Source organism: Paenibacillus sp. RRE4 (assembly GCF_031844205.1).
Classification (GTDB): domain Bacteria; phylum Bacillota; class Bacilli; order Paenibacillales; family Paenibacillaceae; genus Paenibacillus; species Paenibacillus xylanexedens_B.
In genome coordinates this window covers 1,789,615-1,804,615 of the sequence record NZ_JAUZUT010000001.1, presented here as the reverse complement: position 1 = coordinate 1,804,615, position 15,001 = coordinate 1,789,615, and the positions used below count along the sequence as shown (strand labels likewise).

Sequence of the window (15,001 nt, the reverse complement as noted above, 5' to 3'; positions counted from 1 at the left end):
ACACAGGATAGATCAGCGGGCATCGACTTGCTTGCGCCAGCTTCGAATATCTGCGTTTAACTGCTTCACGTCTCCAGTGGCCTCTTGGTCGTCAGACAACTTGAAATGCTGTTTTAATGCCAGAATCCGATACACACTCTCATCAATACGAGACTCCTTGATTTTACCTGATTTGACTGCAGTAATTAATGTATCAAAAATCGTTTTGGCACTCTCATAACTATGAGCCACCAGCAAAATATCACTTCCGGCCTGAACCGTTGCGATTGCAGCCTTGTTCAATGGATAGTTTTTCGAGATCGCTCCCATGCTTAGATCATCGGTGATCACTACACCGTCATACTTGAACTTTCCTCTTAGATGATCCCCGATGATTACTTTCGACAGAGACGCCGGGTGATCAGGGTCTAACTTGGGAAACAAAATATGGGCAACCATTACCGCTTCGGCCTGTTGTTTCACGGCCGCCTGAAACGGAATCCACTCCAGCTCTGCAAGCTGTTTCTCCGATTTGTTCACCACAGGCAAGTCTAGATGAGAATCGACGGAAGTATCACCGTGGCCAGGAAAATGTTTCACCACCGGGATGACCCCTTCACTACGCAATCCTTTCATCTCGGCGATGCCCATACGTGTAACCAGGTCAGCAGTAGTGCCGAAGGATCGATCTCCAATGACTGGATTCTTCGGATTACTGTTAATATCCAGCACGGGTGCGAAATCGACATTAAAACCGGCAAGCTTGATCTGTCTCGCCAGCAGCGTACCCATCTTCTCAGCAAGCTTGGTATCATTGGTTTTACCTACTTTTCGATTGGACGGGATCGACTCAACTGCGTCCGGCATGCGACTTACCTTGCCACCCTCTTGATCCACACTCATGAGGATGGGAACCGGGTTTTGCTGATTCGCCTGTTTAATCGATTTCACAAAAGCGGCCGTTCCCTGAAGCGTTGTTACGTTGTTGGCATAAAAAATGATGCCCCCGACTTTTTGGTCTCTGATCATTTGTTTCGCCTGATTATCCAATTCGGTTCCTTGCACACCTGCCAGAATCATCTGACCTATCTTTTCCTCCAGTGTTAGTTGCTGCAGCTGTTGTTTTACCGGATCAATCTCTTCCTGTGTTTCATCCTGAGGTTTCTCATGGACTTCATCTTGAGACGGAGCGGCGTTATTCCCAGATGGTAATTGATTTTGGCCCGATGCTGTTCCATTATTGTTACCTGTTGCAGTGGAAGGCTTTGGAGCTTGTCCGCATGCGGCCAGTACAAGACTCAGAGTAGCAATCACAGACAACAGCACTACAAATCTGAAGTTCCGCTTCAAACGCAGGTTTCTATTCATCTTCAAGGATGTTCTTCCTCCTTATGTCTTATCGGTTCTGAAAATTTTTGGATTTCGTTCAGGCTAACCTTACCATAAGGTAAATGTTTTTCAAAATAGGTCTTATATAAGTTGAACTACAGATTTGAAACTTATATAGATGCGAAAAGTAATCTTGCTTCTTGTACCTGGATATGGCATGAATAGCTGTTTTAACATTGGGCGGGAGCAAGCGTAGTGGATGCGTTCTGGGTATATGCGGATTTCCGTTTTCTATTGTGAATTTTTCATATGATGAAATATTTACTTTTGAGAATGGTGGGTATTAAGTTCGTTGTTCAAGAGGATCGTTATTGGGAAAATAAAAAACCGCCTTGCGGCGGCTCTGCTGTTGATTTTAGACCACTTTTTGTCCCGTTGTTATGGATGTAATCACAAAGTTAAGTATTACTATTTCGAATTTTTCATATAATGAAATTCTCATTGCAATCTGGACAATACTTCTTTTGTAAAAGGAATGATATCGGCATTATGTCCCTCTTGCACTTTAATCGGCCATTCAGGATCACTCAATAGTACACGTCCGAGAGCAATTAGATCAAATTCCCCATTCACCATCTTCTCATCCAGCAAATCAAGATGCGCATCTCCTGTTTCTTGCTTTTCACTACCACGTTCCACAAACTCTGACTCTAAACCTACTGAACCAACCGAAATCGCGGGTTTTCCCGTTAATTTCTGAGTCCAGCCCGCAAGATTGAGATCAGAACCTTCAAATTCCGGCAACCAGAAGCGGCGTGTGGAACAATGGAAAATATCTACCCCCGCTGCACTCAGCGGTTCCAAAAATTGTTTCAGCTCATCTGGCGATTCGACCAGTCTAGCCTCGTAACTGCCCATCTTCCATTGCGAGAAGCGTAAAACGATCGGAAAATCTGGTCCTACCGCAGCGCGGCAAGCTTTGATCACTTCGACTGCAAACTGTGTCCGGCGCACTAAATCTCCGCCATATTTGTCCGTCCTGCGATTCGTCTGCCCCCAGAAAAATTGATCAATTAAATATCCATGCGCACCATGCAACTCAATGCCATCAAAACCGATACGCTTCGCATCAGCCGCTGCCTGAGCATAGGCTTGTATAAGCGCGTGGATCTCTTCTTCCGTTAATGGTTCGTAAGCCGCTTCACCAGCCATACTGATTCCGGATGGACTAACGGGGTGAGCTTCTGCATTAGGTAAATCTCCAGAACGCCTTGCAGTGCCAACGTGCCAGAGCTGAGGCATTATTTTCCCGCCAGCATCGTGAACAGCCTTGACTACATTCGCCCATCCTTGCAACGCTTCTTCACCATAAAAAAGCGGAATGCTCTCACCACTTACTGAGGATGGGTGGTTAATCCCTGTGCCTTCTGTAATAATAAGTCCCACGCCGCCAGCCGCTCTACGGCGGTAATAGTCAGCCACATCGGGCCCTGGCACACCGCCCGGTGAAAACCCCCGCGTCATCGGTGCCATAACAATTCGATTGGGCAAGGTAAGTTTGTCAGATGTGAACGGTTTAAACAATGATGAAGGTACGTTCATGTTTTAGTCTCCTTTGCAATGGAAAGTATACATTTCGCACTTACCTTGAGATGTGACATGCTTTGGATAACATTAAGCAGTGGTCATACGCCTGTAGACTGTCATAAATATTTCTCTTTATCCATTTTATAGATTCTTATTTTTATTTTCAAACAAATTTCTCACACGAAACTGAACCACAAAAAAAAGAACAGCTTCGGAAGAGCCGCTGTCCGTTGACCTGAGTGCCGCAGATTGTTCTACACAATGAATATCATCAGCACATCGCCGGGTCACCAACAATGTGGATACAGCATAGTATATAATCCATAATCTTCCTTCTACTTTAATTTGAATTTACAGGAATATCCACCCGATTCACTCGTAATATTTTTCCAGATGAAGGGGATAGGACGTCCGGGTCTGTACCCAATCCAAAATAAAAATCGCCATCAAGCTCCTCAAATGATTTGGCATACGTGTCTTGTGTAAAGCGCAAAATTTCATTCCATGTTGTCAGATCATTGGTTTGATAGACCCTGCTCACGTAGACATTAGCCTGCTTGCGAGTGTACGTTAACACATAAACTTTATCATCACGCACAAGCAGGTCTGTTGGCAATGCATTCGCATCTGACAGAATGACACGTCTCGCCTGGTTGATATCCGTCATCACGTTCAATGATTTAGGCAACAGCTGACTATCATTGAAGACACCGCCAGCAATATATACCAGCTTATTGTTAAAATTAATATTTTTACCGATTTTATTGTAAGGAACCGTACCTTGTTGATAGGTCAACCCTGGTAACATTTTGTTACCGTAGATGGCTACATCTTTCTTTTCCAATCGCTCATTAATCTCCAGTATATTCGTTTTGTCATTCCATATTTGATTAGCGGGGTACATCATTCCTGAGGCATACAATTTCCCCTGGATTTCAAACAGGGTATATGCTCTAAAGCCAAATGTGTTGATCGTTCCAAACAGCTGCCAACTTTGCCCATCATTATGTGAGATTAAGACGGTTGGTTTGGTTTCTGTGCCAAGTGCAGCAAACAACTTGCCTTGATAATATGCGAGATCATAGACATGAACGCCCTTGGGCAGATTGCGATATTTGGTCCACGTCCCTTCGTTCAGGCGGTAAAAGTTGCCAAAGTCCCAGCTTTCACCATCGGAATCATGACCAGGGATATACAGTTTTCCATTTAACACCTTATAGAGATCTATCTGCTCTTCATCCACATACATTTTTGTTGAGGGTATAATGCTCGGATTACTGTTCGTCACCGCCTGTGTCTCAAACTTGGCATTCGTTGCATCATAGTACACGATAGGGATCGGCCCCGCATTTTGTGCAGGCCCCGTATTACTGCTATTTCCATGACCCAGATAGATTTTACCGTTGTATCGTTGCATGTCCCATACGTTGTTGGCATAAGGCGATTTGTTAAAAGCCCTTCCTAACAATTCCAGCTTGCTCGTCACATCAGCTGACTGAATCTGGGTATTTGACACCTGGACATTCCCACGCTCTGTAGCCGCAGGTCTTAGTGCCGGGGTGTTCGTCTTGAGTTTGGTGTTTCCCATGAGCATCCAGCCCGCTCCGGCGACAAGAGCCAGCCCGATTGCTGCCCAGGTTACTTTCTTTTGCATATCCGCATCCTCCTTCAACATAATCACTTTTCATACGTTCAAAAAAAGATACAAATTGTATCTTTTTATAGTATGTAAATGGTGCTTACACTGCAACAAATTTCGCCCTTTTTAGCAAAAAAAGTAGACGCTCGTATCCGAAGATAAGAGGTCTACTATAAGAATTGAAGGACTATTCTGCCTTGACCAAAATTTTCACCTGATTCTTTTCTTTAAGCAACGCTTCAAAACCGTGTTCTACAACCTCATCCAGCACAATTCGTTTGGTCACCAGCTTGTCGGCCGGGAAAAACCCTTTCTCCATCAAACGGATGACTGCCGGAAACACATCGCGATAACCGATGATTCCGTTTACTGTGCGCTCTTTCATCACAATGGAGTTCGGCTGCATTGGCGCTTCTTGTTCAAAAATGCTTACAATCATCAGTTCGCCACCAATACGTGTTGAGTCAATCGCTTGTTGCAGCACACGAGGCACACCTGTTACTTCGTAGGCTACATCGACTCCCCCTTGCGTAAGCCGGTGAATCTCTTCAACCACTTGAACCTCGGTCGGGTCAATCACAATGGCACCCAGCTCTTTCGCCTTTGCTTTACGCTCCGGCGACAGTTCCACAACATAAATATCGGATGCCCCGGATGCCTTGAGCGCTTCAATCACCAGAAGTCCAATCGGTCCAGCACCAAATACCGCTGCCGTATCCCCAACGTTCAGTTTACTCTGGCGAACAGCGTGCAGAGCTACTGCGGAAGGTTCAACAAGAGCACCCTGCTCATAAGATATGGAATCCGGAATGGCATGAACCATCTTCTCGTCTGCTGTCACATACTCGGAGAATCCCCCGCCGCCCCCGGCCAGACCTAAAAATCCCATCTTGTCACATAAATTGTACCTGCCCTGTTTACAAGCTTCGCAATGACCGCATGCATAAATGGGCTCTACAACCACACGATCACCTGCCTGAAAACGATTCACCCCTTCGCCCACTTCAACCACTTGTCCCGAAAACTCATGTCCCATAACCACAGGTGCTTTTTCCCCTGTTAGCGGATGCGGAGCCTGAGCTGGTATAAAAATCGGTCCAGCTGTGTATTCATGTAGATCGCTGCCACAGATCCCGCACCATTCCACTTTTATTTTCACTTTACCCTGTTCAATCTGAGGTTCAGAAATATGTTCCAGACGAAGATCTTTGACACCGTGCCAACGCAATGCTTTCATTTCATTCATCTCCCAAATGATTAATTCGTATAATATAGGAAACGTTTCCGTAAATTAAATATGTCACATTTGAGATACACTGTCAAACATCTTTCTCCATAAATATGTCGATTTCGTGAGTAAATTCGTCAATTAATCTGCAATTTTACGATAATAAAGGAAATAAACACGATGATCATTCTAAGATTTCGTTTATTTTTAATCATAAATTAGGAAATTAAACATAAAGATGCATAAATTTACATCCATTTCTGTTTGTTGACGGGCTACTATGATGTTGCAATGGTATAATCAAGTTATATGCATACTTTGCAATACATACATAAGCCTAAAATACGGAATCGTTTCCGATGAAGTGAGGTCAATGATAAAGTGAGTAAAGAGCAAAAAATCACGATTAAGGATGTCGCTGAACGCGCTGGTGTAGGAATTGCTACCGTATCACGGGCTATCAACAATTCGGATGGAATCAGCAGTGTAACACGAGAAAAGGTTATGCGTGCCATAGAAGATTTAGGCTTTGTGCCAAACACCTCTGCACAGAGTCTCAAAATCAGACAAACGCATCAGATTGCACTTGTTGTTCCGGATATCCGTAACGCCATCATTCCCGAAATCTCCTGGTCCGTTGAGCAGACCGCGAAGCAGCACGGGTACCATGTTGTGCAGATTAACACAGCTGGCAATGCCAGAACGGAGCTTGAGACGATACGTAATGTGAAGAAATTACACGTTGATGGTCTTATTTTCATGCCACTTGCCTATCCAAAAACACTGCCCGGACTCATTGACAAAGCACCTCTCCCAATCTCCATTATTAACTACGGAAAAAAATTGGAGCCTGGCATTCAAGCAGACATCGTCTCCTTGTCGCAACCTGAGGGAAAACTGGTTATGGACCATCTGTTTAAAATCGGAAGAACCCGGATTGCTTATGCCGGAGCCCCCAAAGATATTATTGAGGAGCGCTATCGCGCCTACGAGCAAGCTGTCGGTCATGTGGATATTTCTCTTGTTTACTTCGGTGAGGACTTCTCTCTTGCTACGGGAGCGAGTGCCGCGGATTACTTCTACGGTTTGACCCATATGCCGGATGCGGTCTATGCAATTAATGATATGGTTGCCATTGGACTTGTGAACCGCTTTAAAGAGTTAGGTGTACGGGTACCCGAGGATGTAGCAGTGGTGGGCGTGGATAACAATCAATGGACAACGGTGTCGTCGCCTCAGATCAGTTCCGTCTCCATCATGGGTGAGGAGGTCGCCCGGCTTGCAACGGAGTTGTTGCTTAAACGGATTCGTGAGATGAACACTTCGGATTACGAACATATCCAGTTCGAACCACGCTTGATTGTCCGCGAGTCCAGTGTAGCTATGATTCGCTCGTCAAACGCGATAAACAATATCCATTCCTAAAAAAAAGCACAAACCGATCTGTACACAATTATCTCAGTATCCGTTCAAAAAACGAGCTTCTTATTTTAAAATAAGAGGCTCGTTTCTATGATTGTTGTTGTCCAATATCGATAACGTTGCCTGAATGCTTTGCTCGATGAACGAACGATCCGGTCCCGCCTTCATTAGCACGGTTAACCCGATCATCGAAACAACTAAACTTTGTGCCACAAGTCCAGCGTTTAACTCCTCTGGTAACTCTCCATTCTGTCGACCTTTTTCGAGTGTTTCTCTGAAAATGACCGCTAAATACATCTGATGCTCACGTGTTAACACAGCAAACTTGGGATCATGGGGAGCCAGTTCAACCATGGTGTTGATACAAAAACAACCTTGACTGGCAGTAACTTTCTTCTCCTCTGATGTAATCCAGTCAAAAACAGCGCGAAAAGCTTCTCTGACAGACTTTCCATGACCCAGCATTGCTCTAATCTGCGCTGCATGTAAAGTGGTATATCTACGAAGCACAAGTTCAAACAACTCCATTTTATCTCCAAAGGCTGCATACAAACTGGGACGCTGAATCCCCATTGCCGTTGTCAGATCCGTTAGTGAGGTTGCCTCGAACCCTTTAAGCCAAAATACATGCATAGCAGCATCCAGTGCTTCTTCTGTATTAAACTCTCGCTTTCTAACCACAATACCCCTCCATTATTTATCGAACAGTATAGTTATATACTAACGCAACGATTCGAAAATTCAAAATGTATTTATATCATCAGCTAAAAATTTTGCTCAAATTACGCGGCATTCCAATGACTTAATAAACATTACCTCTTTTCTAATCAGCACCCTATTGACATTCATAAAGATAAAATATATGGTTAATCCCATCAATAAAATACCGATCAGTATAAAATAAAAAGTAAGAAAGGAATGCGACACAAATGCAACATTCTATTCAACATGCAAACAAGGAATCTTTTACAAAACAGAGCATGACAGGAGCATTAGCATGGGTATTTGCCGTGTGTAGCGGTCTATCCGTAGCGAATATTTACTATGCGCAACCTTTATTGGATTCCATCGCACTCGATTTCCATCTATCCACTGCAACCCTTGGTCTCGTGATTACCATTACCCAGATTTGTTACGCGCTTGGCCTCTTACTGCTTGTTCCACTGGGAGACCTCGTCAACCGCCGTAAACTGATTCTAATCCAGATGATTTTATCCGCATTCGCTTTAATTGTTGCAGGTACTTCTGCTTCATCATCCATTTTATTCGCATCTATTGCAATGGTTGGGTTATTAGCCGTTATCACTCAAACCTTTGTTGCTTATGCGGCTCATTTGTCAAGCGACTCGCAGCGAGGTAGCATCGTAGGCCGGGTAACCAGTGGAATTGTCATTGGTATCTTGCTTGCACGATCTGTGGCCGGTTTGATGAATGACTGGCTGGGCTGGAGATCTGTCTATTTATTTTCAGCCAGTCTCACTCTGATCAGTATATTTGTGCTGGGGCGTATGCTCCCTCAACGCTCGTTCACACAATCCAAGCTGAGCTACATACAATTGCTCGCTTCCACCCTGCGACTATATAGAGAGTTACATGTACTTCGAATCCGCGGGATACTAGCCATGTTCATTTTTATAGCCTTCAGCATATTGTGGACTGCCATCGTGTTACCACTCAGTGCGCCCCCAATATCGTTATCCCACGTTGCTATAGGTGCTTTCGGCTTTGCAGGCCTTGCTGGAGCACTTGCTGCCGCCAAAGCGGGCAAACAAGCTGATCACGGCTCTGGGCAGAAAACAACCGGCATTTCTCTCATCATTTTAGTGTTGTCCTGGATTCCTATCAGCTTGATACATACTTCATTATGGTTTCTGGTTGTGGGTGTGATCCTGCTTGATCTTGCTGTGCAAGCTATACATGTAACCAATCAAAGTCTGATTTATCGAGTCCGTCCGGAAGCTCAAAGCCGATTAACTGCATCGTATATGATCTTCTATTCCATCGGCAGTGCAACTGGTTCCATTATTTCTACACAAGTGTATGCCTGGTCAGGCTGGAGGGGAGTATGTTTGTTAGGTGCAGGCGTCAGTATCACGGCTTTGCTGGTATGGATCGTGGATCGTCTGTCGGAACGGTTTGTTTTAGCGAGGCATGATCGCTAGCAACAGTTGAAATTTTTTCATTAAAAAAACGAGCTTCTCATCCAATGACAAGAAGCTCGTTTTGCCTGTTTTCTTTTTTGCGGTATTAAATCAGCAATTCATTAATGGAAAGAGTACGCTCTTTGGACAGATCACGATACTGTTCCGATTCCACTTTAATCAGCGGTTTGAAAATATCGGACGCATTGTTCATGACAATAACACCCTTCTCTCCATTACTTAGCAGCACCTGTTTGCCAATAAAGTTAGGCAGCAAATGCTGCATTAGCGCTTGGACCGCCTTTTCGTTCAATTTTCCGAATCCCATGCCATAGATATCTCTGAGATTGTTAATCAGGTTCGGATTGCTTGCTCCATGTTTACCTGTACGCATACCAATATAGATATCAGCTACAGACACAATTTGAGTATACGGATGAATCTCACCTTTTCCAAGTTGCATTGGATACCCTGACCCGTCTTCACGCTCATGATGCTGTAAAGCAACCAAAGCCGTAGCTTCATCTGTCATGGAACTTTTAATGATTTCATGCCCGTAAATCGTATGACGCTGCAATTCGAGTTGCTCTTCTGCCGTCAATGGTTCTGTTTTGTTTCGAATTCGGAGTGAAACCTTACACTTGCCGATGTCGTGCAAGTACCCTCCCCGGCTGATCTTGTAACATTCTTCCTGCGAATAACCTAGCCAGCTCGCAATATAGAATGATAACAGACCTACCTGTATGGAATGAGTGTAATTGTTAACGTCATCACGTTCCAGCATCATCAGGAGATGTACAACGTCCTTCTGCTCATCAAGTCCATCCACCATAGGCTGCAGGGCATCATCTACCATTGTCGCATTAAATTTGCCTACCGTCAGCGCTTCCAGAAACGCATTCTGATAATTATGTACAGTCTGAAGAAATTGGGATTTCATCTCTTCTTCAGGAGGTTGTTCACCCGTGCTTGTCCCGCTAGAACTGCTGTTACTTCTGGATTCTGATGCATGTTTCATGGAAGCTGCGAAAAACTCTGCTTCGGTAATTCCTTCTTCACGCAATTCAATGTCTACGTAATCTACCCGATGCTGCATAAGCAAGGTAATATCCTCGCTTCGAATGACAGTCCCCTTTCCGAGAATGTGCAGTCCTGCATCGCTAAACGTATCCGCTGTCAGACGGTCCCCGTCTTGCAGGTTCATAATATGGATTCTCAATCGGAACTCCCCCTGAACAAATGATTATAGTTAACAACCCCGGATCAACGGGGTCGAGACATACTTATACATCTTATATCGTTTGAATCCAACATTTTCTACATAGTCCAAATGACCTTAATCATATGGACAAAAACGAACGTCTAAGACTTTATCCTCATAGGCCATAAGATATTATCCCGGTTTTTAATTTCGTGTATGCGAGATTTAATACCTTTTTCACGTGTTCCAAGCGAATGAAACGAAACGAACTTAATGAAAAAGGAGTCCCCACACATGGTTTGGACTCCAGATTCATGAGCGATTCACTACAACTTGACTTACTATTCGAGAACGTTCAGCCGTTCGGACCATGTCTTAGAGTTTAATGGATTCCAGACTTGCACCTTTTACGAAAAAACGTTCAATGCCCTGCTCCACCGATGCATCGGGAATGAGCGGCGGCGCCTGATGCGGTTTCACCCGCGCATCGATAATGAGCTGGTCACAGCCCCAGTGCTTGTGATTATAACTGCTGTTCACTCCGTACATGTCATGTGATGGGTTGCTGCGCGTAAACGTAGCCCATAAGAAGTTACTGAGGTTTGCACTAAGGAACGAACTGTCATCACACACGATAATCAACGGGCATGATTCCAGTCCCCCATGCTCTTGCAGCAGATCTGTAAACTCTCTCATCTCCCGCGCAGTATCTTCATACGTAGTGAAGGCAGATGTCTGTATGGAAACCATGCCCGGCATGATCAGTTGCGGATTGTCATAACCTCGAATATTCTTCAGCGATTCCGGCACTTCTTTGCACAATTCACGAATCTTGTCGCCGTATGCCGCCATAACCACCTTGCTACCACTGTTAAGCCCCGTACCTGAGTAGTCGAGTGTATCAATCGTAGTATGCGTATGAAAATGAATATCCCTTTGCAGATCCATCCGTTCCAAAATATAAGTCAAAAATTCAACTTCTTTATGCGTATCCAGCGGTTGCTGATCCTCCGCCGTAATAAACAGATACTTCGCCAAGCTGAGTTGGCCTGTTCCTAAAATTCGATTGGCAATCGTCAACAATTCGGTTGGTTGCTTCACATCGGTATAAGGCGTATAACGCTCACTGCCGATGGCAAATAACAAAGGATGGACTCCAGCAGCATCCACAGCATGCACTTCTTTCACACCCGGAATTTCCTGTTTGATGGCATCTCCCGTAATTTCATGAATAAGATCGCCAAATGCCGTATCTTCTTGCGGCGGACGCCCTACAACCGTAAATGGCCAGATCGCGTTCGGTTTGGCATATACTTTATGAACACGCATAAGCGGGAATTCGTGAGTCAGGCTATAGTAACCCAAATGGTCCCCAAAAGGACCTTCCGGCTTGGTCTCGCCAGGATAAATCTCCCCCGTAATGACAAAGTCCGCGTCATTGCTAATGCAGTACCCATCCTTGTAGCTATATCTGAAGCGGCGTCCGGCAAGCAGGCCCGCAAAGGTCATCTCACTTAATCCTTCTGGCAGCGGCATGACTGCTGATAACGTATGAGCTGGTGGGCCGCCGATGAAAATGCTAACTTTCAGCGGTTCGCCTTTTTTCACCGCTTTGGCTTGATGGATTCCGATTCCACGGTGAATTTGATAATGTAATCCAATCTCTTTATTCATCTCGTAGTCGTTACCACTCAGCTGCACACGATACATACCCAGATTGGAATTCATAATGCCCGGTTTGTCCGGGTCTTCCGAATACACTTGAGGCAATGTGACAAACGCTCCTCCATCCATCGGCCAGTGTTTGATGAGCGGCAGATCAGAAATCTGGATTTCCTGCGCCGATACCGGAAGGCTGATAGATTTTTGCTTCGGCAATGCCTGCCAGGCGGCAAGTCCTGTTTGAATATGCTTAAATGGCGTCTTAAGTGCCTTCATAGGGTCGTCCCGCACATCCATAACGCGCTGTACACCTTCCAGTGTCTCGCGGAACATGAACTTACTGCGTTCAACGGTGCCGAATAGATTCGATACGGCTTTGAATTTGGAACCTTTTACATTTTCAAATAACAGCGCCGGGCCCTTGGCCTCGTGCACCTTCATATGAATCGCAGCCATCTCCAGATTCGGATCAACCTCTTCCTTAACCCTGATCAGATGACCATGTTGCTCCAGATCGTTTATACAATCTTCCATATTGCGATATTTCATCGGATGGCTCCATTCTGTGTATTATAAAATCGCTAGATTATGTTCATATATTCACATAGACGCACAACAAGCCTCATAGGAAAGAAACTAAAATGTGCCGATATATCCTTTTCTATTAGAAAGTGTACTGAGGCGTCCCTTCTATTTTATCAAATGATCCGTCTCTAAACAAAGCTTTCGTTTGAAATAAAAAACACCTGTCTTCCATTCAACGATAACGTTAAACGAGAGGCAGGTGTTCTATTGTGGTTAGGAAATACATTTTACTGAACAATCATTTAAAAATAAGTTAGATCAATCCGGCTTTAGCGAGCAAACGTTTCACAATAGCTGCCGTCTGAGCACGGCTAATGTCTGCATCTGCCATCAGTTTCCCGTCAGCGCCTTGAACCAGACCTTGCTTAATGGCTGAGGCTACAGACTCTGCAGCCCATGCTTGGACTTGGCCACTATCACTATACGCACCAAGCAAATTCGCCGTCTCGGAAGCATCCGCTTTAGCCAAGTCTACCAGTTTCATGGCACGCGCAACGATGGTCATCGCTTCGGCACGGGATATTTCGTCGTTCGGACGGAAGCTGTTATCCGTGTAACCGGAGATCAGTCCATAGGAAATTGCGGTTTGCACTTCATTTTCATACCAGCTATCTGCGTTCACGTCTGTAAATGTTGTCGTTACGGCACTCTCAGGAGAATGCAGACCAAGACCTCTGAGTAATACAGCTGTGAACTCTGCGCGCGTAATGCTTCGATCCGGTGCAAATGTATTATCTCCTGAACCTTCCACAACTAGACGCGAAGCCAGATCCTCAACATCCGTGCGACTCCAGTGATTGGAGACATCCGTGAACGTTGCCGGGTGGTAGATCAACGCATACGTACTGTTTGTCAAGCTGTTAATTACCGCGGCATCATTGGTTGTTCCTTTGATTACTTTGGTTGGCACATGTAGCATTGTACCGTCCGCTTGAAGAACGACACCTGTGGTGATTTTGGAGCCGTCGGTGTCTTTAGGCAAAGTGATCGTGCGCTCTACATAAGCATTGAAGCGATTCACATCCACCTGCTGACCTTTGTAAACGGCCTTCACTTCAAAATCAACCGGAGCCGCGATCACCGTTGTATTATTCATTTTGCTTGCCGCCGCCGCAATCGCTGCTTTCTTTGCATCATTGCTTGGTGTAATCGCAATCTGAAACTTAACATCTTCCAAAGATGCTGAGCCGCCAAGTTGTCTAACCACCTGATCTACCTTGATTTGATTGGCTGGAAGGGTATACGTTCCTGTATCCGTTTGAATAACAACTTGTGCATTACTGCCTTCCATCGTCTTCACCAGCCTGCCATTCAGTTCACCGACAACCGAATTAGTACCCGTGCCTGTAACCGGAAGTAACAGTGTACGAAGTCCGTTCCCCACCTGATTGATCACTTTGTTGTTATCCACTTGAATCGTTGTAGTCACTTTATTATCAATCGTGGAGATTGATGCCGTTGCAGACTGCTCCTGCTTCTGTCCATTCACGTAAATGTCTACGCCTTTAGTTGGCGCTGGAGTGGAAGATGTGGTTGGCACAGATGGTGCAGGAGTTGGTGCGGCCGAGCCCCCGCCACCTGATGAACCCGTTGAAGGCGAACTGGAGTTACCACCTGAACTAGCTGCTGTAATGGTAATGGTTCCACCTGACAATTGGGCATTAGTACCATAGTCTACATTTTCGAAATGGAAGTGTTCTGAGTCATCCTGATTCACTTTGAGCTGTTTTTGTCCTGGAGTAGCAGTGGATTTAGCTTTAAATTCGATATCGAACATTTGGTCACCTGTATCGATCCAATGCTCTACTTCACTAAGATCCATCCAGATAATCCGCACCCATCCTTCCTCGTTATTAATAACGTACTGGAAATCGGATGGAGTATTTAGTTCTGGGGATGAAGTGATTGTATTGATCGTTCTTGGAGTGATTCGAACAATCTCCAACGCTGTTGTATCATAATCAACTTGCATATTATAAGCTTTGATCGGAAGTTCCGTCGCTTTCATAACAACAGGCACATGAACGGTTTGACCTGCCTGTACACTCACATTCGCCAATTCGACTTGTGATGATTGAGGAGGTGTAGCTCCTGCGGAGCCCGGCAAGACAAGTGACGAGAATAATGTCAACATAATCAGGCCTGACATCGTTTTTCTCATTTTAATACGTTTCTTTTTCAGTTGAAGCATGGTATAACCTCCATGTCTGAATCAATAATGGGTAGAT

The 15,001-nt window shown here is 44.9% G+C and carries 10 protein-coding genes; 2 read left to right on the top strand and 8 right to left on the bottom strand.

Going from position 1 to position 15,001, the window contains the following annotated elements:
• Positions 1 to 12: 12 nt before the first annotated feature.
• From nagZ to Q9R46_RS08285, 4 genes are all read right to left on the bottom strand, one after another.
• Positions 13 to 1,347 carry a beta-N-acetylhexosaminidase gene (nagZ, locus tag Q9R46_RS08300; protein ID WP_311280976.1) on the bottom strand — a complete coding sequence of 445 codons (1,335 nt, stop codon included), beginning with the start codon at positions 1,345 to 1,347 and terminating at the stop codon, positions 13 to 15.
• A 459-nt stretch (positions 1,348 to 1,806) separates the two neighbouring features.
• A complete protein-coding gene (locus Q9R46_RS08295; protein ID WP_311279633.1) occupies positions 1,807 to 2,910 on the bottom strand; it encodes an NADH:flavin oxidoreductase in 1,104 nt (367 codons plus the stop codon).
• Positions 2,911 to 3,235: 325 nt separating this feature from the next.
• A complete protein-coding gene (locus Q9R46_RS08290) occupies positions 3,236 to 4,549 on the bottom strand; it encodes a hypothetical protein (RefSeq protein ID WP_311279631.1) in 1,314 nt (437 codons plus the stop codon).
• A 172-nt stretch (positions 4,550 to 4,721) separates the two neighbouring features.
• The gene (locus tag Q9R46_RS08285) at positions 4,722 to 5,771 is read right to left on the bottom strand and encodes a 2,3-butanediol dehydrogenase (protein ID WP_311279630.1); all 1,050 of its coding nucleotides are present in this window, start codon (positions 5,769 to 5,771) and stop codon (positions 4,722 to 4,724) included.
• Positions 5,772 to 6,143: 372 nt separating this feature from the next.
• Here Q9R46_RS08285 and Q9R46_RS08280 point away from each other — a divergent pair, with 372 nt between their 5' ends.
• Positions 6,144 to 7,187, top strand: a complete 1,044-nt coding sequence (locus tag Q9R46_RS08280) for a LacI family DNA-binding transcriptional regulator (protein WP_311279629.1) — start codon at positions 6,144 to 6,146, stop codon at positions 7,185 to 7,187.
• A 60-nt stretch (positions 7,188 to 7,247) separates the two neighbouring features.
• Here the strand turns inward: Q9R46_RS08280 and Q9R46_RS08275 are convergent, their stop codons facing one another.
• Positions 7,248 to 7,865 (bottom strand): TetR/AcrR family transcriptional regulator, encoded by a 618-nt coding sequence (locus Q9R46_RS08275; RefSeq protein ID WP_311279628.1) that lies wholly within the window; start codon positions 7,863 to 7,865, stop codon positions 7,248 to 7,250.
• A gap of 248 nt (positions 7,866 to 8,113) precedes the next feature.
• On the opposite strand from Q9R46_RS08275, the gene Q9R46_RS08270 reads away from it, so the two are divergent.
• Positions 8,114 to 9,346, top strand: a complete 1,233-nt coding sequence (locus Q9R46_RS08270) for an MFS transporter (RefSeq protein WP_311279627.1) — start codon at positions 8,114 to 8,116, stop codon at positions 9,344 to 9,346.
• Between the two features lie 85 nt (positions 9,347 to 9,431).
• Here Q9R46_RS08270 and Q9R46_RS08265 read toward each other — a convergent pair whose 3' ends face one another.
• The 3 genes from Q9R46_RS08265 to Q9R46_RS08255 form a co-directional block, all read right to left on the bottom strand.
• Positions 9,432 to 10,544, bottom strand: a complete 1,113-nt coding sequence (locus Q9R46_RS08265; protein ID WP_311279625.1) for an HD-GYP domain-containing protein — start codon at positions 10,542 to 10,544, stop codon at positions 9,432 to 9,434.
• Positions 10,545 to 10,901: 357 nt separating this feature from the next.
• A complete protein-coding gene (locus tag Q9R46_RS08260; protein WP_311279623.1) occupies positions 10,902 to 12,737 on the bottom strand; it encodes a UbiD family decarboxylase in 1,836 nt (611 codons plus the stop codon).
• Positions 12,738 to 13,026: 289 nt separating this feature from the next.
• Positions 13,027 to 14,964, bottom strand: coding sequence for an S-layer homology domain-containing protein (locus Q9R46_RS08255; RefSeq protein ID WP_311279621.1), 1,938 nt, complete (start codon positions 14,962 to 14,964; stop codon positions 13,027 to 13,029).
• Between the last annotated feature and the right edge of the window lie 37 nt (positions 14,965 to 15,001).

Bases quoted from the DNA above. Each gene is read 5' to 3' on its own strand.
- Q9R46_RS08295 (WP_311279633.1), bottom strand. From the start codon at position 2,910: ATGAACGTACCTTCATCATTGTTTAAACCGTTCACATCTGACAAACTT.
- Q9R46_RS08290 (WP_311279631.1), bottom strand. From the start codon at position 4,549: ATGCAAAAGAAAGTAACCTGGGCAGCAATCGGGCTGGCTCTTGTCGCC.
- Q9R46_RS08260 (WP_311279623.1), bottom strand. From the start codon at position 12,737: ATGAAATATCGCAATATGGAAGATTGTATAAACGATCTGGAGCAACAT.
- Q9R46_RS08285 (WP_311279630.1), bottom strand. From the start codon at position 5,771: ATGAAAGCATTGCGTTGGCACGGTGTCAAAGATCTTCGTCTGGAACAT.
- nagZ (WP_311280976.1), bottom strand. From the start codon at position 1,347: ATGAATAGAAACCTGCGTTTGAAGCGGAACTTCAGATTTGTAGTGCTG.
- Q9R46_RS08270 (WP_311279627.1), top strand. From the start codon at position 8,114: ATGCAACATTCTATTCAACATGCAAACAAGGAATCTTTTACAAAACAG.
- Q9R46_RS08255 (WP_311279621.1), bottom strand. From the start codon at position 14,964: ATGCTTCAACTGAAAAAGAAACGTATTAAAATGAGAAAAACGATGTCA.